The sequence below is a fragment of the Mesorhizobium sp. G2-6-1 genome (assembly GCF_055809095.1).
Map to the genome: position 1 here is coordinate 2147731 of NZ_CM147896.1, position 19508 is coordinate 2167238.

General features: G+C 55.5%; 22 protein-coding genes. 10 read left to right on the forward strand and 12 right to left on the reverse strand.

Annotation, left to right across the window (positions count from 1 at the left end):
• Positions 1-88: 88 nt before the first annotated feature.
• On the reverse strand, positions 89-658 hold the full coding sequence (locus AC0L7S_RS10360; RefSeq protein WP_473470782.1) for an LPS assembly lipoprotein LptE: 570 nt from the start codon (positions 656-658) through the stop codon (positions 89-91).
• Positions 645-3278 (reverse strand): leucine--tRNA ligase, encoded by a 2634-nt coding sequence (gene leuS, locus AC0L7S_RS10365; RefSeq protein ID WP_473470784.1) that lies wholly within the window; start codon positions 3276-3278, stop codon positions 645-647. The genes AC0L7S_RS10360 and leuS overlap by 14 nt, the downstream gene beginning before the upstream one ends.
• Positions 3279-3434: 156 nt before the next feature.
• Here leuS and AC0L7S_RS10370 point away from each other — a divergent pair, with 156 nt between their 5' ends.
• A complete protein-coding gene (locus AC0L7S_RS10370) occupies positions 3435-4097 on the forward strand; it encodes a YggS family pyridoxal phosphate-dependent enzyme (protein WP_473470785.1) in 663 nt (220 codons plus the stop codon).
• Between the two features lie 48 nt (positions 4098-4145).
• On the opposite strand, the gene AC0L7S_RS10375 is transcribed toward AC0L7S_RS10370, so the two are convergent.
• Positions 4146-5258: a phospholipase effector Tle1 domain-containing protein gene (locus AC0L7S_RS10375; RefSeq protein ID WP_473470786.1), complete on the reverse strand. Its 1113-nt coding sequence runs from the start codon at positions 5256-5258 to the stop codon at positions 4146-4148.
• A gap of 167 nt (positions 5259-5425) precedes the next feature.
• Positions 5426-5698, reverse strand: coding sequence for an usg protein (locus tag AC0L7S_RS10380; RefSeq protein WP_473470787.1), 273 nt, complete (start codon positions 5696-5698; stop codon positions 5426-5428).
• Positions 5699-5929: 231 nt separating this feature from the next.
• Here AC0L7S_RS10380 and AC0L7S_RS10385 point away from each other — a divergent pair, with 231 nt between their 5' ends.
• The 4 genes from AC0L7S_RS10385 (at position 5930) to AC0L7S_RS10400 (ending at position 9847) form a co-directional block, all read left to right on the forward strand.
• Positions 5930-6238: a YdeI/OmpD-associated family protein gene (locus AC0L7S_RS10385; RefSeq protein ID WP_473470788.1), complete on the forward strand. Its 309-nt coding sequence runs from the start codon at positions 5930-5932 to the stop codon at positions 6236-6238.
• A 93-nt stretch (positions 6239-6331) separates the two neighbouring features.
• Positions 6332-6721: a VOC family protein gene (locus tag AC0L7S_RS10390; RefSeq protein WP_473470790.1), complete on the forward strand. Its 390-nt coding sequence runs from the start codon at positions 6332-6334 to the stop codon at positions 6719-6721.
• A 306-nt stretch (positions 6722-7027) separates the two neighbouring features.
• Positions 7028-8983, forward strand: a complete 1956-nt coding sequence (acs, locus tag AC0L7S_RS10395; protein WP_473470792.1) for an acetate--CoA ligase — start codon at positions 7028-7030, stop codon at positions 8981-8983.
• Between the two features lie 192 nt (positions 8984-9175).
• Positions 9176-9847 (forward strand): MOSC domain-containing protein, encoded by a 672-nt coding sequence (locus AC0L7S_RS10400; RefSeq protein WP_473470794.1) that lies wholly within the window; start codon positions 9176-9178, stop codon positions 9845-9847.
• Between the two features lie 198 nt (positions 9848-10045).
• On the opposite strand, the gene AC0L7S_RS10405 is transcribed toward AC0L7S_RS10400, so the two are convergent.
• From AC0L7S_RS10405 to AC0L7S_RS10415, 3 genes are all read right to left on the reverse strand, one after another.
• Positions 10046-11467: a Tad domain-containing protein gene (locus AC0L7S_RS10405; RefSeq protein WP_473470795.1), complete on the reverse strand. Its 1422-nt coding sequence runs from the start codon at positions 11465-11467 to the stop codon at positions 10046-10048.
• 270 nt (positions 11468-11737) lie between these two features.
• The gene (locus AC0L7S_RS10410) at positions 11738-12184 is read right to left on the reverse strand and encodes a thermonuclease family protein (protein ID WP_473470797.1); all 447 of its coding nucleotides are present in this window, start codon (positions 12182-12184) and stop codon (positions 11738-11740) included.
• 99 nt (positions 12185-12283) lie between these two features.
• A complete protein-coding gene (locus AC0L7S_RS10415) occupies positions 12284-12517 on the reverse strand; it encodes a DUF1674 domain-containing protein (RefSeq protein ID WP_473470799.1) in 234 nt (77 codons plus the stop codon).
• 174 nt (positions 12518-12691) lie between these two features.
• Here AC0L7S_RS10415 and AC0L7S_RS10420 point away from each other — a divergent pair, with 174 nt between their 5' ends.
• On the forward strand, positions 12692-13282 hold the full coding sequence (locus AC0L7S_RS10420; protein ID WP_473470801.1) for a hypothetical protein: 591 nt from the start codon (positions 12692-12694) through the stop codon (positions 13280-13282).
• A gap of 78 nt (positions 13283-13360) precedes the next feature.
• Here the strand turns inward: AC0L7S_RS10420 and ppa are convergent, their stop codons facing one another.
• From ppa to AC0L7S_RS10445, 5 genes are all read right to left on the reverse strand, one after another.
• Positions 13361-13891, reverse strand: coding sequence for an inorganic diphosphatase (gene ppa / locus AC0L7S_RS10425; protein ID WP_473470803.1), 531 nt, complete (start codon positions 13889-13891; stop codon positions 13361-13363).
• A 111-nt stretch (positions 13892-14002) separates the two neighbouring features.
• Positions 14003-14509, reverse strand: a complete 507-nt coding sequence (locus tag AC0L7S_RS10430; RefSeq protein WP_473470804.1) for a GNAT family N-acetyltransferase — start codon at positions 14507-14509, stop codon at positions 14003-14005.
• 241 nt (positions 14510-14750) lie between these two features.
• Positions 14751-15389 carry a TPM domain-containing protein gene (locus tag AC0L7S_RS10435; protein WP_473470805.1) on the reverse strand — a complete coding sequence of 213 codons (639 nt, stop codon included), beginning with the start codon at positions 15387-15389 and terminating at the stop codon, positions 14751-14753.
• A 7-nt stretch (positions 15390-15396) separates the two neighbouring features.
• Positions 15397-16164 (reverse strand): TPM domain-containing protein, encoded by a 768-nt coding sequence (locus AC0L7S_RS10440; RefSeq protein ID WP_473474259.1) that lies wholly within the window; start codon positions 16162-16164, stop codon positions 15397-15399.
• A gap of 77 nt (positions 16165-16241) precedes the next feature.
• Positions 16242-16880 (reverse strand): LemA family protein, encoded by a 639-nt coding sequence (locus AC0L7S_RS10445; protein WP_473470806.1) that lies wholly within the window; start codon positions 16878-16880, stop codon positions 16242-16244.
• Positions 16881-17067: 187 nt separating this feature from the next.
• Between AC0L7S_RS10445 and AC0L7S_RS10450 the strand changes: the two genes are divergently transcribed.
• The 4 genes from AC0L7S_RS10450 (at position 17068) to AC0L7S_RS10465 (ending at position 19485) form a co-directional block, all read left to right on the forward strand.
• Complete coding sequence (locus AC0L7S_RS10450; RefSeq protein WP_473470807.1) at positions 17068-17325, forward strand: hypothetical protein; 258 nt, start codon at positions 17068-17070, stop codon at positions 17323-17325.
• A gap of 7 nt (positions 17326-17332) precedes the next feature.
• Positions 17333-18217, forward strand: a complete 885-nt coding sequence (gene pdxY / locus AC0L7S_RS10455; RefSeq protein ID WP_473470808.1) for a pyridoxal kinase PdxY — start codon at positions 17333-17335, stop codon at positions 18215-18217.
• 174 nt (positions 18218-18391) lie between these two features.
• Positions 18392-19072 carry a carbonic anhydrase gene (locus AC0L7S_RS10460; RefSeq protein WP_473470809.1) on the forward strand — a complete coding sequence of 227 codons (681 nt, stop codon included), beginning with the start codon at positions 18392-18394 and terminating at the stop codon, positions 19070-19072.
• Positions 19072-19485 (forward strand): nuclear transport factor 2 family protein, encoded by a 414-nt coding sequence (locus AC0L7S_RS10465; RefSeq protein ID WP_473470811.1) that lies wholly within the window; start codon positions 19072-19074, stop codon positions 19483-19485. The genes AC0L7S_RS10460 and AC0L7S_RS10465 overlap by 1 nt, the downstream gene beginning before the upstream one ends.
• Positions 19486-19508 lie beyond the last annotated feature (23 nt).

Here is a 19508-nt window from a genome sequence, read left to right on the forward strand (position 1 = left end):
CATCATCACGCTGATGTCTTTCACGCTGGTGTCGGGGGCGTTTTTGCATAGCCGGAGCAGCTAGGGTTCTTGCAACAGCCGACGCGCTTCAACGCTTTGCAAGATCCTGAGTGATCGCCAGTTGCAACAATTGCGCCAATTCCCGCGCCGCACGGTTTTCAGCATCAATTTGCGCGCGGTAGTTTGCGAATTCCTGCAGTGGCCGGTCAAACGACGCCGACATCGAACGATTGCCTGTCGAGATGGTTTTACCGGTAGCGGTATCTGTCAGCTTGTAGTTCGCCGTCAGGATAACAGTTCCGGCGGTTGGCACGTCTTGTGTGGCGGATGCCTGTATGGATGCGGCTGATTCCACCGCCTCGGTCACGTTGAGATCAAGCGAATAAAGCGGTGAAGCTGGCTCGCCAGCGCCGCGCGTCAGCCCAAAGATCAGATTGTTTCGCACCTGCTGGGCATAGCGCGTATTCACCGGGCTGACGGCAATTGACGCAAGTTCCTCGGTTGCGCCAACCTGCGCTCCTGGTGAAAGCGGGGCGTTGGAATAAAGCGGTCGCACGGTGCAGGCCGATACCAGTGCGACACTGATGAAAAAAGCCGCACGCAATGTTGAATTCAGGCGGCGCGCCAGTGCCGTCTTGCTATTTTCAGGCAACGACATTGACGATCCTCTGAGGCACAACGATGATCTTGCGCGGTGTCTTGCCTTCGAGCGCCTTTTGCACGAAGTCGAGAGCAAGCACTGCCTGTTCGACAGCAGATTGATCTGCGTCGCGGGCAATTGTCAAATCGCCGCGTTTCTTGCCATTGACCTGCACCGGCAGCACGATCTCGTTGTCAACGACGAGAGCGGGATTGAAGGATGGCCATGGCTGCGCTGCAACCAATCCCGATCCGCCAAGTGCCTTCCAGCATTCCTCGGCCAGATGCGGCATCATTGGCGCGACCATGACAATAAGGAACTCCAATGCCTGGCGCACGGCACCCGCACGCGCGCTATCGCCATCGCGGTCATCCGCAAGGGCAGCAATTTCGGGAGAAAGCGCATTGGTCAACTCATAGAGACGGGCAACCGCCTTGTTGAAATGCAACCGTTCTATGTCTTCGCCCACTGCCTTCAAAATCTTGTGGGCCGTGCGCGAAATGGTCGCGACATCTCCTTCACCAGCAGCAGATGCGACATCGCGCAAAACAGGCGCGGCTTCCGCCACAAGACGCCATATGCGCTGGACAAAGCGATGAGCGCCTTCAACGCCCGCTTCGGTCCAGATCACGTCGCGTTCCGGCGGTGAGTCCGACAGCATGAACCAGCGCGCGGTATCGGCCCCGTAGCTGGCGATGATGTCATCAGGATCGACCACGTTCCTTTTCGATTTCGACATTTTCTCGATCGACCCGACCTCGATCGGGGAGTCATCGGCCAACAGCACGGCCTGCCGCTTCCCGTCAGCCTCATCGACCTTGACCTCGGCAGGTGTAACCCAGCCTTGCGGCCCCTTATAGGTTTCGTGCACGACCATGCCCTGAGTGAACAGGCCCTCGAATGGTTCGCTTACCTCGTTGAGATGTCCAGTTGCCTTCATGGCGCGTGTGAAGAAACGCGAATAAAGGAGATGGAGGATCGCATGTTCGATGCCGCCAATATATTGATTGACCGGCAGCCAGCCCTTTTTGCCATCGACATAAGACAGCGTCGTCGGCCTTGTCTCATTCCACGGATCGGTGAAGCGCGCGAAATACCACGACGAATCGACAAATGTGTCCATCGTGTCGGTGTCGCGGCGTGCTTTCTTGCCGCATTTCGGGCAGTCCACATGCTTCCACGTCGGATGATGATCGAGCGGATTGCCGGGGCGCTCAAACGTGACATCGACCGGCAATTCGACCGGCAGGTTCTCGTCGGCCACAGGTTGCGCACCACAATCGTCGCAATGAATGACGGGGATGGGGCAACCCCAATAGCGCTGGCGCGAAATCAGCCAGTCGCGCAGCCTGAACTGCACCTTGCGCTCAGCCTGCGGACGGTTGCCGACGGTTGCACCTGAAAGCCGCGTCGCCACTTCCTCGAATGCGTCGCTTGGTTTCATACCGTCGAGAAAGCGCGAATTGATCATCGTGCCATCTTCGACATAGGCTTCTTCCGTAATCTGGAAGGCGGGTGCCTCAATGCCTTCCGGCTTGACCACCGGCACAACCGGCAGCCCGTATTTATTGGCAAAATCAAGGTCGCGCTGGTCATGCGCCGGGCAGCCGAAAATTGCGCCCGTGCCATAATCCATCAAGACGAAATTGGCGACATAGACCGGCAGCGTCCAGTCCTTGTCAAAGGGATGCGTGACACGGATGCCCGTATCGAAGCCTTTCTTTTCCGCTGTCTCGACGGTTGCCACCGATGTTCCCATGCGGCGCACGTCCTCGATGAAGGATGCAAGTTTCGGGTTTGTCTGCGCCGCCTTTTTTGCCAGCGGATGATCGGCTGCAATCGCCATAAACGATGCGCCGAATATGGTGTCGGGCCGCGTCGTATAGACTTCCAGTTCATCTTCGCCCGATGGTGCCGTGTCGCTTGCCAGCGGCCAGCGAACCAGCAGGCCTTCGGAACGGCCGATCCAGTTGCGCTGCATGACCCGGACTTTTTCCGGCCAGCGTTCAAGCGTGTCGAGCCCGTCGAGCAGGTCTTGCGACATCGAGGTGATCTTGAAGAACCATTGCGTCAGATCGCGCTGCTCGACCAGTGCGTCGGATCGCCAGCCGCGCCCGTCTATGACCTGCTCATTGGCCAGAACCGTCATGTCGACCGGGTCCCAATTGACCTTGGCCGATCTGCGCTCCACCAGTCCGGTGCGCCAGAAATCCAGAAACATCTTCTGCTGGTGACGGTAATATGCCGGATCGCAGGTCGCGAACTCGCGCGCCCAATCGAGCGAAAGGCCCATCGTCTTCAATTGGCGCTTCATCGTGGCGATGTTGGAATAGGTCCAGTCGCGCGGATTGACCTTGTTGTCGCGCGCCGCATTTTCCGCCGGCAGGCCGAAGGCATCCCAGCCCATCGGATGAAGCACATTTTCGCCTTTTGCGCGATGGTAGCGCGCCACCACGTCACCCATCGTATAGTTACGCACATGGCCCATATGAATGCGCCCTGAGGGATAGGGAAACATCTCCAGCACATAATATTTCGGACGCGGGTCGTCGTTCTTCGTCTCGAACAGCTTTTCGGCATCCCATGCCTTTTGCCATTTGGGTTCTGAAGCGCGCGGATTGTATCGTTCGGTTGCCATGACCGGTTTTTCTTTTAAAAGCATGAGGAAAGCTGCCACGCTCACGCGGGCAGCCAGGAACATGGCTCCGGTCTTCACCATGCTTTGGCAAACCCGTCAACCATATGGGTGCACCACCGGGGCAAAAACAGCGGTATCGGACGATAGGAACCGGATATGAACCATGCTGTCGAACAGCTTGCAGCGGTCAAGGCAAATATTGGCGCAGCAGAACAGAGTTCAAAACGCAGTCCGGCAAGTGTCACGCTGGTTGCTGTCTCCAAAACATTCGATGCGGATGTCATTCGCCCCGTTATCGAAGCGGGCCAGCGCGTTTTCGGTGAAAACCGCGTGCAGGAGGCGCAAGGAAAATGGCCGCTGTTAAAAGCCGATTTCCCGGATATAGAGTTGCACCTTATCGGCCCGCTGCAATCCAACAAGGCCAGGGAAGCAGTCGCCCTGTTCGATGTCATCGAGACGGTCGATCGCGACAAGATCGCTGCCGAACTTGCCAAGGAAATGCGCAAGCAAGAGCGGACACTGCGATTATTTGTGCAGGTCAATACGGGGTCGGAGCCGCAAAAGGCTGGCATCGAACCGAGCGAAACCATTGCCTTTGTCACGCGCTGTCGCGATGTCCACGGGCTCACCATCAATGGTTTGATGTGCATTCCGCCAGCCGATGAAAATCCGGGGCCGCATTTTGCCCTGCTTGAAAAACTCGCGCGCGAAGCTGGTGTCGAACGTCTTTCGATGGGCATGTCTGGTGATTACGAAACCGCAGTCGCGTTTGGTGCAACCAGCGTCAGGGTGGGGTCGGCAATTTTCGGAAGCCGATAAGGTCTCTGACCAGCGCCCTTTATCGGCAATGGGAGCCCCGTTTGAACGTCACCGGCGATAATAGCGTCTGACGCGGGGATGGCCGGACAGCGGCGCGGGCCTGTAGGGTGGTGAATACTTGTCAAATCTGCATTCAATTCCGTCGCATAACATGTCGATATCAACTGACTCCCAGCGAATGTTTCTGGCGCTCTGAAGCCAGAATATGCCCAGCCCTGTTCTCTCATCATGTGCCTTGCCCAGCATATTGTCGTGCATGTTGACGGTGAGCGGAATATGGAGATGGCAAACGTTTCGCAACCTGTCGAGCATCCAGTCGAGCGCAAGGTCGGCCAGTTTCCAGTCGTCATTGTAACCGCCTCCGATGTCGGAATGCACGCCCGGAAACCAGACCTGTTCGATAATCTGACCGGCAGCGCGCCCCTCAATGTTCACGTCGGCCCACTGCACCGGGGCAAATTCCTTACGGTTCTCATCTATCGACAGCGCATGCAGACCAACCGGCACACGTTCCGATAAATCTTTGTCGTGGAATTCGTGTTTCCACGGATTGACCAGATTCATGATGCCGGGAAGCCCAAGCGCTTTCACCGTATCGAATACGCCGACCACGTCGGGCACGGCCTGCTGCGCCCGATATTTGCGCGCAAAGGTTTCGCCCGCCGCTTTTCGCGCGGCCTTGCCTTTGATCTTGTAGGTAGCGACTGCTTCTTCGGCGATTTTGCGCCGCCGCTCTGCGCCTGACCCTTCACGAGCCTTGGAAATAGGGGTGCCGGCGTCGTCCATTGCTATGCCGCAGGTTGCCAGCACACCGCCGAGGCAACGAACGGTGTAGGCACCACGACTGAAGCCGAAGAAGCCGATCTTCATGCCGGGACGCCATTTGAGCAGCAGGGCTTCGTAGCAATCGACGATGTTGGCGCTAATGCCCCAGCCCGTCACTTTGGACCAGAAATTGCGGAAAGTACGGGTCCAGTTATTCGCGCCTTCGTCCGGTGCACCAAGTCCTGGGTCGTAGAAGCTCTCCAAATAGGGCTTGCCTTCAGCCGCGGAAAACATCTGGAACACATTGGTACTCTTGATCGCCGCGTCGTTGCGGACGCCGCGCTGGCCCGTGCCGTCGGAGAAGATCAGTACCCACTGCTTGAGCGGTTCCGGCATTGGCCTCTCGATTGCGAGTTGCGTTTCCAAAGCACGTCGCGTTCAAAGTCATTCATGCAGCGTGCTTCAAGCCATTGTTTTCATGCATGTCGTTGGCCCAAAAACGCTGCACATTTTTGGGCGGCATGCAGTAGACATTTCTGCGAAGCGCGCTGCCGGAAAAGGCATCAGTGCAGCACGAACTCGCCATCGACTTTTCTCCATTCATTCGATGCAATCAGCTTCTGATGTGAATAGCTCACTGAATGCAACGGCCCTTCGAGCCTGGATTTCCAGAATTCGATGAACTTCACCAGCACCGGAAATTTCGGAGCGATGTCGTAGTCCTGCCAGATATATGTCTGCAACAGAAGTGGATGATCTGGAAAATGGTAGAGGATTTTTGCCGTTGTCAGGCCATAGCCCTTCAGCATCAGTTCCATATCGAGATGGTCACGCATGGTTGCCTCGCAAACCTGCATTTCCCCCCGCGCAAATTGTGCGCGCCGATGGTTAACCCTTTATTGATAACGTTTGGAACGGGGTTTTGCTTCCACGCCCGGCAAGCTGATCTTGCAAAAGCTTGAGCCATTTTGTTTTTTGCAACCGATTTGGCTAGGCCGGGAGTGAGCGGTGATATTGAGCACGTCAACAATGTCGAATTGTTGATACATACCTGATAGGTTGAATTAATGAAAAAGAAAATCTCCGGCGGCCTTGTCCACGAACTACCCGAGGATTTGGTTGCTGCGCTGACCGATACATTAGAAGTTACTAGCTTATGGGAAAACTTGACGTCTATTGCCCGAAATGAATTTATTTGTTGGGTTGAAGATGCGAAACAGGACGAGACTAGGAAGCGGCGGATTAATCGAACTGTTGAGGAGCTTCTTGAAGGCCAAAAACGCCCATGCTGTTGGGTAGGCTGCATTCACCGCACCGACAAAAAACCCAGCAAATGGCAGCAAGATGTCTTAATCGACAAAAAGCCAAAAAAGTAATGTCCAAAGTCAATTTGGCTGAGCCTTCGCAAAAACCATGGTTTTTGCGACAATGGTCTCTCAATTATCTAGAGGTTTGTAAGGGGTAGAATTTTGGTCAGCGGAGACAATACGACAAACCAAACAGGAACGATTACACCCTACTTCACCGTTGAAGATGCGGACGCGTTGATTGAATTTGCCGTAGAAGTTTTCGATGGTTTATTGGTTAAAGAAGATAGATACAAAGACGGAAAAATCCAGCACGCGCGAATTCGTATTGGTGAATCAATAATAATGCTTAATCAAAGCACGGAGCAGTTTTCCGCTAATGTATCTCAGATTTATTTGTATGTTGACGACGTCGATTCGAAGTTCCAAACCGCATTGAAATGCGGTGCTATATCAATAATGGAACCCAATTTAAGGCCGTTTGGTGATAGAATTGCTGGTATAAAAGACCCTTGTGGAAATATCTGGTGGATTGCTAAACAGGTAAGCTAAACAGTTATTTTTAACCAACAGAGGTTGTGTGGAATATTCGAAAGATTGTAGCTATGTAGTCATCCTCCAGTCGCATAATCGGATATCTGGAACATTTGTCAGGTTGCGACATCGACAGAACGATAACTTCACTCGACAAGCGAAATTTCAACTGATCCGCTGCTCAATTTCTGCGTCATCCGGTCACGCAATCGAACGTCTAATATTGCCGTTCGGGTGGAACTGTTAATAATGTGGTTGACTTGCGACGGTGATCGCCGCGCCATTCGCATTTTGGCCAATGGCTGATTTTGGAGGAAAGCAGGAATGTCCGATGTTCATGTCCACCGCGTTCAATCTGCGTGGAAGAAGAATGCGCTGATCGATAACGAGACCTATCTCAAATGGTACGCCGACAGCGTCAAGAACCCGGATAAATTCTGGAACAAGCACGGCAAGCGCATCGACTGGTTCAAGCCCTATACCAAGGTCAAGAACACCTCGTTCGACGGCAAGGTTTCGATCAAGTGGTTCGAGGATGGCCAAACCAATGTTTCTTATAACTGTATTGACCGCCACCTGAAGAAGCGCGGCAATCAGGTTGCCATCATCTGGGAGGGTGACAATCCTTATGATGAGAAGAAGATCACCTACAATGAATTGCATGAGCATGTTTGCCGGCTTGCCAATGTGCTGAAGAAGCATGGCGTCAAGAAGGGCGATCGCGTCACCATCTACATGCCGATGATCCCTGAAGCGGCCTACGCCATGTTCGCCTGTACCCGCATCGGCGCCATCCATTCCGTCGTTTTCGGCGGCTTCTCGCCGGATGCGCTGGCCGGTCGTATCGTCGATTGCCAATCCAATTTCGTTATTACCGCCGATGAGGGGTTACGCGGTGGCAAGCCGATACCGCTGAAGGACAATACCGACAAGGCCGTCGAGATCGCGGGCAAACAGAAGGTGAAGGTCAATAATGTTCTGGTGGTACGCCGCACAGGCGGCAAGGTCGCCTGGGCCGAAGGCCGCGACCTCTGGTATCACGAAGAAACCGCCTCGGTTAAACCCGACTGCAAGCCGGAGAAAATGAAGGCGGAAGACCCGCTGTTCATCCTCTACACATCCGGCTCGACCGGCAAGCCGAAGGGTGTCTTGCACACCACCGCAGGCTATCTCGTCTATACCTCGATGACCCATCAATATGTCTTCGACTATCACGACGGAGACATTTACTGGTGCACAGCCGATGTCGGCTGGGTAACGGGTCACTCCTATATTCTCTATGGTCCGCTGTGCAACGGTGCAACGACGCTGATGTTCGAAGGTGTTCCCAACTACCCGACACCATCGCGCTTCTGGGAAGTGGTCGACAAGCACAAGGTCAACATCTTCTACACCGCGCCCACCGCCATCCGTGCGCTGATGGGAGCGGGCGACAGCCATGTGGAGAAAACGTCGCGCAAATCGCTGCGGATACTTGGCTCGGTTGGCGAGCCGATCAACCCGGAGGCATGGCAATGGTATTATAATATCGTCGGTGAGAAGAAGTGTCCTGTCATTGATACATGGTGGCAGACGGAAAATGGCGGCATCCTGATTGCGCCGCTACCGGGAGCGACTGACCTGAAGGCGGGCTCTGCAACGCGGCCATTCTTTGGCATTGTCCCGCAGATCATGGACGCTGACGGCAAGGTCATCGAAGGTGAAGGCTCCGGCAATCTGTGCATCGCCGACGCCTGGCCCGGCATGATGCGCACCGTTTATGGCGATCATGAGCGTTTCGCACAGACATATTTCTCCGCCTATAAAGGCAAGTATTTCTCGGGCGATGGCTGCCGCCGTGACGAGGACGGCTATTACTGGATCACCGGGCGGGTTGATGATGTCATCAACGTATCCGGTCACCGCATGGGCACCGCCGAGGTGGAATCCGCGCTCGTTGCCCACGACAAGGTGTCGGAAGCTGCGGTCGTCGGTTATCCGCACGACATCAAGGGGCAGGGCATCTACTGCTATGTCACGCTGATGGATGGCGAGGCACCGAGCGAGACGTTGCGCAAGGATCTTGTAACGCATGTGCGCAAGGAAATCGGCGCGATTGCCACGCCTGACAAGATCCAGTTCGCACCCGCCTTGCCCAAGACGCGTTCGGCCAAAATCATGCGCCGTATCCTGCGCAAGATCGCCGAAGACGATTTCGGCTCGCTCGGCGACACCTCGACGCTGGCCGATCCGAGTGTCGTCGACGAGCTGATTGCCAACAGGCAAAACAAGAAGGGCTAAAGCAATCCCCGAGAAAAGTGTGTAGCGGTTTTCCGTTCGGGATTGCGCAAAACAAACAAGCAATCCCCGAGAAAAGTGTGTAGCGGTTTTCCGATGCTGTCGGGGTCGAACCGTCAGGGTGAGCATATGGGCGACTTGGGAGAGGTGATAGAGCTTTGGCGCTATCCTGCCAGTTCACTGGCAGGAGAAACTATGCAGACGATTTCCGTCAATCAGGCGGGTGCTGATGGCGACAGGCTCTTTGGCCTTGTCGAAGCGGATACAGGGGAGATCGCACGCCCTGATGGCCATGAGAAATGGCACCAGGTGCCGCGCATCAAGGCTCGCCTATCCGCCGATCGCAGGCTTGAAATAGCCACCTCCAATGGTGAATGGATCGCGGCGCCCAGCCCGGATTGCGACCGTGCCATTTCGGCCTATCTCGGCTTCGACGCGGCAATCTTGCCGTATGGGGGCGGTAGACCATCTGGATATGCGGGGGAAATCACGGCGCCGCGTTATAAAAAGGCACCCTTGCATCTGTTGACCACGGCATCGCTGGCGCGATTGAAAGCCCTGCACCCGAGCGGAGATCCAGATCGCCGCCGCTTTCGCCCCGGCATCGTTGTCGATATGCCCGAGGTCGAAGGCTCTTTTCCCGAAACCGAATGGATTGGCCGCAAGCTGGCAATAGGCGAAGTCGAGTTGACGATTTCAGATCCATGCCGCCGCTGCGGGTTCACCATCATCGGTCAGGACGGGTTTGACAGCGACCCCGATATTCTTCGAAATCTCCTGCGTCACAACGCGCGCAATATCGGTGTTTATTGTCAGGTCGATAGACCGGGTACCATTGGTCTCGGCGACAAGATGCGGTTTGTTTGAGAAATTTGAGCGCCCGCAACCGGCATTGCTATCGAAGATCAAGTGAAGGCCGCCAGCTTCAACAGAAGTGGCGGCCTTTCTTGCCTCAAATGCATGTCGCCCAAAGTGTGCGGCGATTACGGGCAACTACATGCATCAAAGCAAAGACTTAAAGCGCGCAAAACGAACCCTTGAATGTGCGCCGGGCTTTACGTTCGGCTATTTGGTGAGCGCCAGACGTTGCGTATTGCTGATGATTTCCTTGAATGCCGCATCCAGTTCCGGTCCGGTTGAAACATCGAAGAAATGCTTCAGGGCGGAGGTGTCCGTGGTCGCACAGTCTTTCAACACCGCCCTTGCCGGGCTGTTTGGGTTGGAACCGAGCGCGAAGCCGATCGTGTAGACCTGAATGCCGTCATTCTTCATGTTGGTGCACACGGCTTCAGCATAGCTGCGCGACTTGCTGGATTGGTTGCCCTGAGGCTTGCTGCCGATGGCAACACCAGCAAAGGCTGTGTTGAACTCACCATCGGTCATCAGGATTGCGACCTTGGAAACTTTCGTCTTGTCATACTCAGCCGGTCCGTCTCCCAATCCTGCCGACACGATCGTCGAACGCCATTTTGGCGACAGCATGTAATAGCCCCACTGCGCTGCGATTCCGCCGGCAGTCACACCATCAGCTTTGAAGTTATCGATCGTGTCGAGCAATTTTTGCTTGTCTGTGGTCAGCGGAATAAGTTCTGCCTTCGGGCATTTTGTGCCAGTGACCTGGCCCTGCCAATTCTTCGTCACGGAAATTCGATAATCCCTGTTCACTTTGGCCAGATAAGGCTGCCCGGCAACATTCAGGCGCTCCATATTGGGGCCGTCATCGGAAAAGTCGGCGCTGCCATCCTTGAATTTCCGTTCAGTGGCGCATTTATCTATGGGGGTGGTCACAGACACTGCGATAGGATCGTAGATCGACGGTGGCACGATGGGGCCGCCTTGAACCTCCTCGAACACCGAGCCCACAAGCTTGCCGGTGTTGACAGCTTCGGCATAGGGAACGATAGCAGCCCGCACGCGCGGATTGTTCGGATTTTGTTGGCCGAGCAATGCTTCTACGGCGTTTTTGGCGGCAGTTTTGAGATCCTTGATCTTCTGCCCGCCCATCGAGCCGGTAATGTCGAGCATCATCGCCACTTCAATATGTTTGTCGGAATATACTGCGGCACCCGTATTATAAACGCGCTTGGTCTTACCCATCCCGAACAGGGGGAAATAGAGATTGACGTCGACATAGGCACCGGCGGTGACAGTCTTTGCCGTCTTGTTGATCGTCAGCTTGTCGAGAACGATCTTGTCGGAGGGTAAAATTCCACCCGCGCTGTTTGCGGTCAGAAATGCGCGGACGGTTTTTTCTGCCTCTTCTTGCGTGGCAGCACCCGTGGTCAGGTCACGCGCCGTCGATGTAACAGCTGAATCGACCGCGCTACGCAAAGCCGATTTTGCATTCATGATCTGGCCTATATTGACCGCGTAGCCAACGCCCAAGGCCAGCATCGCCACCGTCACGCCAAAGATGAGCGCGAAATTGCCGTTGCGGTCTTCCACGAAGTTGTTGATCGACTGACCCGAAATCCCAAAATGCCGCATGATACTGCCTCCGTCTGCCACGACTTTGTTGTCGTTTGTCCCTGCCTTGCAGGAAACTGGCCGGAATGCGGGGAGAGGCGACGCACAACCAATGTATCGCTGTAGGCTATTGTTTTTGCTTATGTTCTGTCGAGGAAATGGTAAAGGCGAAGTAAATGTTTGCTCGTAGCTGCCTCGCGCTTTTACCGGACACTAACCATGAGCAGTGCCGCAATCATCCATAGTGGAAAAGCGTATCAATTCGGGACGTGTCTTGTGTGCCAAACGGGGTCAGTTGCACCAACTGTGCCGACGGCCACCAAAATATGGGCGAACCAATCTGCGCGACAAAAGGGTCGCAGCAATTGCTGTCCCATCCTCAGAGGCGACATCGGCCAACACCCGCCCGTAATATTTGCCGCCGCCAATGTTGGAGATGGAAACAGGACCGCTGTCGAGCATCGCCGCCAGCGCCTTGCGTGCAAGAATTGCGGCGGCATGTTCGCCGTCGCAGCGACTCTTCAGCTCCGGCGCATCAATGCCTCGTATGCGGATGCTGACCCGCACGGACTGACCCGGCCAGACGATAGCTTCGGCAAGAAATGTATCGCCATCGATGACGCGGATCACACTGGCTTCGACCGGCCCTGGAAAGGGTTTGGCCGCATGAACGGGCAATACGCCCATTCCCAGAGCGAACATCACACCAAACGGGGCGATCAATCTGAAAATATTCAAGAGCTGTGACATGATACAAAGGAAATTATTCCTATCGTATGTCAAATGCAAGAGCAAAATTACCACATGCGGCTGAGCCCAGTCAGGCAGCCTTGATCATCAGAAATCGGCAGTCAGGCCCTTGACGTCCCAGTCGCCATAGCGTCCGGGCTCCAGTCCACCACGTCCGCCTATCTCCTTGGGCAGTGCGGCCTCGGCGGCCAGATAGGCTTTGCGCCGTACTTGCGCTTCCGCAAGCGCCCGCTCAGCTGCTGGTGTCAGGCGTTTTACCTCGACGGTTTTGTATTCCAAATCTGCACCAGCACCCTGCGGCTTACCGTTTTCTTCTGTCATGCCATCCTGCCAATGGATTCAAACGCTACGACCTTCTTCCCATCATATAGCGGGGCGGGTGCGAGGGATCGACTCCTTTTGCGCGTATTTTTCTAAGGGGCATTCCGTGATCAAGAAAGGTTCTTCCGGCTGGAGTTCGCTGTTATGGTCAGGACCCGTCCGAAGGAGACGTCAATGCGCAGTCTCGTTGCCGCGATCATTCTTGCCAGCCTTGGCCATGTTGCTCATGCCGGCAGTATCAGCAGCGCCTATACGGATCTCGACCCGCAAAAGGATTGCCTGACCTATGCGCAGGCCGGGGAAGGCGATGGCGAATGGGCCGATCTTGCCTGCTCGGGTTATCGTGGATACCCGGTACTGCTGGCATATGACGATGCACGGGAATCGGTTTTTTACGGATTTCCCGCCGCCGATATGACGCCGGTATGGGAGAGTTTTGCCAGTTTCAATTCAAGCAGTGCCAAGGTGGAATGGCGCATCGAGATGACCGGTGATGTCACCGTTCCGTTTGCTGCAATTCATCGCCGCATGGTCAGCAATTCAGAGCAGCCCGACAAATCCAGCGAGGTCCTGCTCATTGCCAAGGTGGGCCAACCGGGGGTCCGTGAGGGCTGTACTGTTGGTCTTGTGCTGGCAACGGGCAACGCTGATGCCAATGAAGATGCTCGCAAGATCGCAGACGAGAAAGCCCGCGCCTTCGTTTGCGGAAAAGACAAGCGCGTGGACATCGGTGCTGTTCCGGCGTTCGGCCGGGTCGATAACTGAAAAGGATGAGCCGCTCTAAGTATTTGTTTTTACGCAATCCCGGACAGAAAACCGCTGCACACTTTTCCTGGAATTGCTCTAAGCGCTTTTTGCGCGTTCGATTGCCTCGACGATCATCTGCTTGGCTTTCGCGGCGTCGTACCAGCCATCGATCTTCACCCATTTGCCGGGTTCAAGATCCTTGTAATGTTCGAAAAAATGCGAGACCTGATCGAGTGTGATCTGTGGGAGGTCCGTGAAGTTCGCTACTTTTTCATAGCGCATGGTCAGGCTTGGCGATGGCACGGCGATGATCTTTTCATCCTGCCCGGCATTGTCTTCCATGATGAGCACGCCAATGGGGCGTACATTGATGACGCACCCAGGCACCAATGCACGGGTCGAGCAGATCAAGACGTCAATCGGATCGCCATCGCCCGACAATGTGTGCGGCACGAAGCCGTAATTGCCGGGATAGCGCATGGGCGTGTGCAAAAACCGGTCGACAAAAAGCGTGCCCGCTGCCTTGTCCATTTCATATTTGATCGGCTCGCCGCCAACAGGGACTTCGATAATGACATTGATGTCTTCGGGCGGATTGTGTCCGGTGGCTATCGCTTCAATGCGCATATGGTCTTTCCGTGGAATATCGCAGCACCGATAGCGGCTGATCGGCTGTCAGGCAATGACAGGATAGAAGAAAGATCAGGTTTTCGGCGTTCTGGTAAACGTGGCGCGCAGCTATTCCCAGACGAATGCGACCTTTTTCAAGGCCTTGTGCTCAAAGATTTCGACGCCTTCAGCGATATCGCGCCCGCCCGCACCGGTATAGAAGGAAAGTGCGTTTTCATTTTCTTCCAACGCCCAAACCACCATGCCTTTCAAGCCATAGTCGACCAGTCTTTGACGCGCGGCGGCGAAAAGGCGGCTTCCCAATCCAATGCCCTGATACTCAGGGCGCACGTAAAGTTCGTATATCTCGCCTTGCTGGCGTAGCTCGCGGGCCCGGTTCTTGCCAACGGTGGCGTAGCCCGCAACGGTACCGCCAATTTCCACAATCAGAACGGTTGCCGAGCGTTTGATGGCATTCGCCCACCAGTCGACGCCACGGCGATTGATCATGGATGCCAGTGTCTTGTGGGGGATGATGCCACAATAAGCTCCGCGCCACGCTTCAAGATGCACATCGGCAATTTCGCCTGCATCGCGCGGTTCGGCTCGTCTGATATCTATCGTCAGCGTGTTCATGATTTGTTAACCATAAACGCGCCTTGCCCGATTGCAAGCGTCTAGTCGCCTGTCAAATGATTTTCACACATCTGACTTCGAGGCGCATGGTGACATTGGGGCGGCTGGCCAGAATGCCGTCTAGTGCATGTCGCCCAAAAGTGTGCAGCGGTTTTGGGACAACGACATGCACAAAAACAAAGGCTTAAAGCACCCTGCATGAATCCCTTTAGACGCGACGCGCTTTAGCGATGATCCTTTGTCAAATCTCGACCAGATGATCGTCGAGTTCGTTGACATCTCCGGGCGAGACAGGAAAGTGCTCGGCCATGATTGCACCGACGGTCGTGATGGCCTCGACAAAGCCGTCGGCAAGGTGGTCGTTGCGTGCCTGAATTGTCAGATCACGCACGACATCATCCCATATGTCCTGTTGGACGCGACTGTTGATGCCCGCATCGGCGATCACTTCGGCATAATGTTCAGCCAGCGACACGAAGATGAGAACGCCCGTTCGTGCCGTGGTCATGTGAATGTTGCGTGCCAGAAATTGCCGGACAGCATTGTCGTGGGCGGCCCGGTGGCGCAAAGGCCATGGCACCAGATGGATGCGCAATCCGGGGGCAAGCCACAGGAGCACCATCGCTCCTGCAAGGGCCAGGCATTGCGCCAGCATGAAGTGCGGCAAGCGGATGGAAAGCCATCGGTATTCCAACCCATAGGCGGCAAGCAGGCTGATCAGAACGATGCCAACCATTGCCATGAAGGCTGCGGGGAAGAAGTAGGCGTCGCTTCGATGGGCAACGACGCAATAGATTTCTGCATCGGTCTTTGCCTCTGCGGTACGAATGGCCTGTGCCACGCGGAGACGGTCCTGTTCGGTGATAGGATGTGTGGCCATGTCTTGTTCACCAACCTCCTGATGAGCCGCCGCCGCCGGATGAACCGCCGCCGCCTGAAAAACCACCGCCGCTGCTGCCGGACCTGCCGGAGGAGCCGTTGGACGTCGTGAACGTGATACCAAGCCAGCGATAGGTTCTCGGGCCAATCTTCTGGCCTAGGATCGGCGGCAAGATAGCCATCGCAAAACCGCCGAAGAATATGGTTGCCCACAAGATGAAAAAGATAACGGGAAACCAATCCTCAACGCCTGACGAACTGTTCTGATTGCGCGCGCCGCGTGCTTCGAGCTCTTCCGGGTTGCCCTCAAGCACCATGATCATGTCATCGACGGCTTTTTCGATGCCGCCGGAAAAATCGCCGGCACGAAAGGCTGGCACCATATCGTTTTCGATGATCAGTTTGCTGTGCAGGTCGGTCAGCGTACCTTCAAGTCCATAACCGACCTCGATGCGCATCTTGCGATCGTTACGGGAGATCAGAAGCAGGACGCCGTTGTTTTCGCCTGCTTGCCCCAGGCCCCAGGCGCGAAACAGCCGATTGGCATAGGGCTCGATTGCCTCGCCATCGAGATCGGGGATCGTTGCCACGACGATCTGATCGGAACCCTTCTTTTCAAAATCGGCGAGTTTTTGCGTCAACAGAACTTCCGTTGGCGCATCGATCATGCCGGCGGTGTCAACGACGCGCCCGCTAAGCGTTGGCAAGGTGGCGGCAAATGCAGCCAGCGCGAAGACAAGCGCGAGGAAAATCGTGGCGCATGACAGCGCAAGCATGCCACGCGCACTTACGGAAATCGCTCTATGGTTTGTCACTGTCATCGACATTTTCGGCATGGGCTATGCGTTTTCGTCTATCCGCCCTGACCCGTGCCGAAATCGACCTTAGGCGCGTCCATCTTGTCTTCTGCAACCGTAAAGTTCTGGAAAGGCTGGTTATTTCTGAACCAGAATGTCGCCCATAAGACTGAAGGGAAGGTACGCAGCGTCAAATTATAGTCCCGTACCGCGGCAATATAATCGCGTCGTGCGACCGCGATGCGGTTTTCGGTGCCCTCAAGCTGCGCCTGTAGTGCCAGGAAATTCTGGCTTGCCTTCAGGTCCGGGTAGTTTTCCACGACGGCCAATAGTCTCGACAAGGCGCTGGTCAAGCCAGCCTGATTTTCCTGAAACGCCTTGAAAGCGTTGGGATCGGACAGCGTTTCGGGTGTCACCGTTACCTGAGTTGCCTTGGCGCGAGCTTCGACGACGCCTTCCAGCACGTCTTTTTCGTGGCTCGCATAGCCTTTGACGGTCTCGACGAGATTTGGAATGAGATCGGCGCGGCGCTGGTACTGGTTGAGCACCTGGCTCCACGCTGCCTTGGCGTTTTCCTCCGCCGTTGGAATCGTATTGTAACCGCAACCAGTCAATAGCGGCAGCAACAGTGTCATCATGACGAATGCCGGCAATTTGCGAAGCGGAGGCAGGAAAGTCAGGCGCTGGGCAAGCATAGGAGGTATCCTCTGGCGTGGACGATGGAAAAGCATTACCACAAAGTGTCGCCAAGAAAACGCTGTTGGGGAAAACACGTGACTGCTGGAGAAAACGGGCCTATTGGCTGGTACCGTGCCATCTTGCCAAAGGCTCTGTGTTTGACCTGATGAAGTAGCTAATGTTTCGATGAAACGGGATGTCATCATGGCTGGACCTCGAGATACGGACAGGGAGCGTGAGGCGCGCTATATCCTCAAGGGGATTGCGCGCGAGACCGACCCGAGCGGCACCTCCTTCATTGCCCGGACAGCAAAAAGCGCCCAAAGTCATGTCAACGCGGCAGATTGCGATCCATCTGACAAGATCGAATATTGGGGGACGCGCATCGGGCGCGTGATGGGCCTGATCCTGGCTTGCGCGATGCTCGTCGGGTTGGTGATTTATCTCTTTGGGGGCGGATAACAGGCAGATGCCGGCATCGACAAGTGACGCGCCTCGTGCCGTCATCGTCATTTCTAGTCATGTTGCGCGTGGCTCGGTCGGTAATCGCGCGGCCGTCTTTGCGTTGGAGACGTTGGGGTTTCCGGTCTGGGCCGTGCCGACCGTCATTTTGCCGTGGCATCTAGGTCATGGCCCTGCCACCCGTATCATTGCGCCAACGAAACAATTTGCGGCACTTTTGAACGACCTTGAACACTCGCCCTGGCTTGGCGAAGTCGGCGCTGTCTTGTCCGGCTATCTGGGCAATGCCGAACAGGCTGAAGCTGTCGCTTCGCTGGTGCGTACGATCAAGGCAAGAAATTCAGCCGCTGTTTATATCTGCGATCCGGTGATGGGTGATTCCAATGGCCTCTACGTGCCGGAGGGCGTGGCGATTGCAATGCGCGATCAATTGTTGCCGCTGGCCGACATCGCCACACCGAACCGCTATGAACTGGAATGGATGACAGGCACGAAATTGCCCGATTTGAAATCGACGGCGGCGGCCGCGTTGGAAGCCGGGCCGCCGACCATGCTTGTCACCTCCGCGCCAGCGATGATGGCGGGAGGCACGGGCAATTTCCTGCTCAACGCCAGGCACGCGCTGCTGGCCGAACACCGCATAATCGAGCGACCACCGAATGGGCTGGGCGATCTGACCGCCGCTGTCTTTCTGGCGCGCGTCCTTGCCGGCCACCCACCGGAAAAGGCGCTTCAATCAACAACGGCTGCGGTTTACGAAATTCTTGCGCGGACTGCGAAACGGGGCGGCGACGAATTGCAACTCGAAACAGACGCGCAAAGCCTGTCTAATCCGATGGCAATGGTGCAGCTTCGTCATCTCCTGCATCCGGGGCGCAAGTCAAAGGCGTGACCGCTTGGGGCGCAGCCAAAGGGGTGGCTGTTACACGCGATTGCGCCGGAATTCGACGATTGTATAAGATTTACCGTCACTTCTTCATTGATCGGTGGGGTGTTTTCCCGCTACAGGCTTGTTGACACAGTCCAAGCTGTCGCCATCCAAACCGGAAAGGCAATGCTGCCAACCATGAGCCACCTCCCAGAACATCTCCTCGCCGGCTATCGCCACTTCATGAGCGGTCGCTATGCAACCGAAAGCGGTCGCTACACTTCGCTCGCACGCGAAGGCCAGTCGCCGGAAACGATGATTATCGCCTGTTGCGATTCGCGCTCCGCTCCTGAAACGATTTTCGATGCAGGTCCGGGCGAACTGTTCGTATTGCGCAATGTTGGCAATCTGGTGCCGCCTTGCGAACCCGACGGAGAGTTTCACTCCACGTCGGCTGCGCTGGAATTCGCCATCCAGAGCCTGAAGGTCAAGAACATCGTGGTGATGGGCCACGGTCGTTGTGGCGGTATTCGTGCAGCATTGAGCACGGGTAACGCCCCACTTTCGCCCGGTGATTTTATCGGCAAGTGGATGAGCCTTATCGCACCGGCAGCAGATACGGTGGCCTCGAGTACATTGATGACGTCAGGTGAACGCCAGACGGCGCTGGAACGCATTTCGATCCGTTATTCTCTGGCAAATCTCAGGACATTTCCTTGCGTCAGCATTCTGGAAGGCAAGGGTAAACTGAGTTTGCATGGAGCCTGGTTCGATATCTCGACCGGCGAGCTTTGGGTGATGAACAAGGACACCGGCGATTTCGAGAAGCCGGATATTGGCGTTGAAGTGGCGGAGCCCGTGGTTTCGGCGGCAGATTGATGGTGCGCGCCCTTCTCAGTTCTATTGCCTTGGCAATATTCCTGACGGTGGGCGTTTTTTCGGCTCGTGCTGATGATGGCGTCATAGACCGCTGGTATGCAGCCTTGTTGAAGGTAGATCGCGCTGAGCTTTCAAACCTTTTGTCGAGTGATGCCCGCATCGAATTGTCGGATCTTGGTATCGAGCAAACCAGGACCGAGTTCATTGCCTCGATGGACGAATGGGAGGAGGCGGTGAAAGGGGCTTCGATCCGCCACAAGGTCGAGAAAACGGATGGTGATGTGACGACTGTTCTCGCCTGTTATCATTTTACGACCAACGATCTGCTCATGCGCGAAATCTTCGCGGTGAGCGACAATCACATTTCGGTCAATACGCAGACGGTTATCGCGGAAAATTGCGATAGCTATTGAAACGCTGCCGATGGTTGCACCCG

Bases quoted from the DNA above. Each gene is read 5' to 3' on its own strand.
- AC0L7S_RS10415 (WP_473470799.1), bottom strand. From the start codon at position 12,517: ATGACAGAAGAAAACGGTAAGCCGCAGGGTGCTGGTGCAGATTTGGAA.
- pdxY (WP_473470808.1), top strand. From the start codon at position 17,333: ATGCCGGCATCGACAAGTGACGCGCCTCGTGCCGTCATCGTCATTTCT.
- AC0L7S_RS10400 (WP_473470794.1), top strand. From the start codon at position 9,176: ATGCAGACGATTTCCGTCAATCAGGCGGGTGCTGATGGCGACAGGCTC.
- leuS (WP_473470784.1), bottom strand. From the start codon at position 3,278: ATGGCAACCGAACGATACAATCCGCGCGCTTCAGAACCCAAATGGCAA.
- AC0L7S_RS10440 (WP_473474259.1), bottom strand. From the start codon at position 16,164: ATGCTTGCGCTGTCATGCGCCACGATTTTCCTCGCGCTTGTCTTCGCG.
- ppa (WP_473470803.1), bottom strand. From the start codon at position 13,891: ATGCGCATTGAAGCGATAGCCACCGGACACAATCCGCCCGAAGACATC.
- AC0L7S_RS10370 (WP_473470785.1), top strand. From the start codon at position 3,435: ATGAACCATGCTGTCGAACAGCTTGCAGCGGTCAAGGCAAATATTGGC.
- AC0L7S_RS10380 (WP_473470787.1), bottom strand. From the start codon at position 5,698: ATGCGTGACCATCTCGATATGGAACTGATGCTGAAGGGCTATGGCCTG.
- AC0L7S_RS10360 (WP_473470782.1), bottom strand. From the start codon at position 658: ATGTCGTTGCCTGAAAATAGCAAGACGGCACTGGCGCGCCGCCTGAAT.
- AC0L7S_RS10430 (WP_473470804.1), bottom strand. From the start codon at position 14,509: ATGAACACGCTGACGATAGATATCAGACGAGCCGAACCGCGCGATGCA.
- AC0L7S_RS10375 (WP_473470786.1), bottom strand. From the start codon at position 5,258: ATGCCGGAACCGCTCAAGCAGTGGGTACTGATCTTCTCCGACGGCACG.
- AC0L7S_RS10450 (WP_473470807.1), top strand. From the start codon at position 17,068: ATGGCTGGACCTCGAGATACGGACAGGGAGCGTGAGGCGCGCTATATC.
- AC0L7S_RS10460 (WP_473470809.1), top strand. From the start codon at position 18,392: ATGAGCCACCTCCCAGAACATCTCCTCGCCGGCTATCGCCACTTCATG.
- AC0L7S_RS10385 (WP_473470788.1), top strand. From the start codon at position 5,930: ATGAAAAAGAAAATCTCCGGCGGCCTTGTCCACGAACTACCCGAGGAT.
- AC0L7S_RS10445 (WP_473470806.1), bottom strand. From the start codon at position 16,880: ATGCTTGCCCAGCGCCTGACTTTCCTGCCTCCGCTTCGCAAATTGCCG.
- AC0L7S_RS10420 (WP_473470801.1), top strand. From the start codon at position 12,692: ATGCGCAGTCTCGTTGCCGCGATCATTCTTGCCAGCCTTGGCCATGTT.
- acs (WP_473470792.1), top strand. From the start codon at position 7,028: ATGTCCGATGTTCATGTCCACCGCGTTCAATCTGCGTGGAAGAAGAAT.
- AC0L7S_RS10465 (WP_473470811.1), top strand. From the start codon at position 19,072: ATGGTGCGCGCCCTTCTCAGTTCTATTGCCTTGGCAATATTCCTGACG.
- AC0L7S_RS10435 (WP_473470805.1), bottom strand. From the start codon at position 15,389: ATGGCCACACATCCTATCACCGAACAGGACCGTCTCCGCGTGGCACAG.
- AC0L7S_RS10405 (WP_473470795.1), bottom strand. From the start codon at position 11,467: ATGCGGCATTTTGGGATTTCGGGTCAGTCGATCAACAACTTCGTGGAA.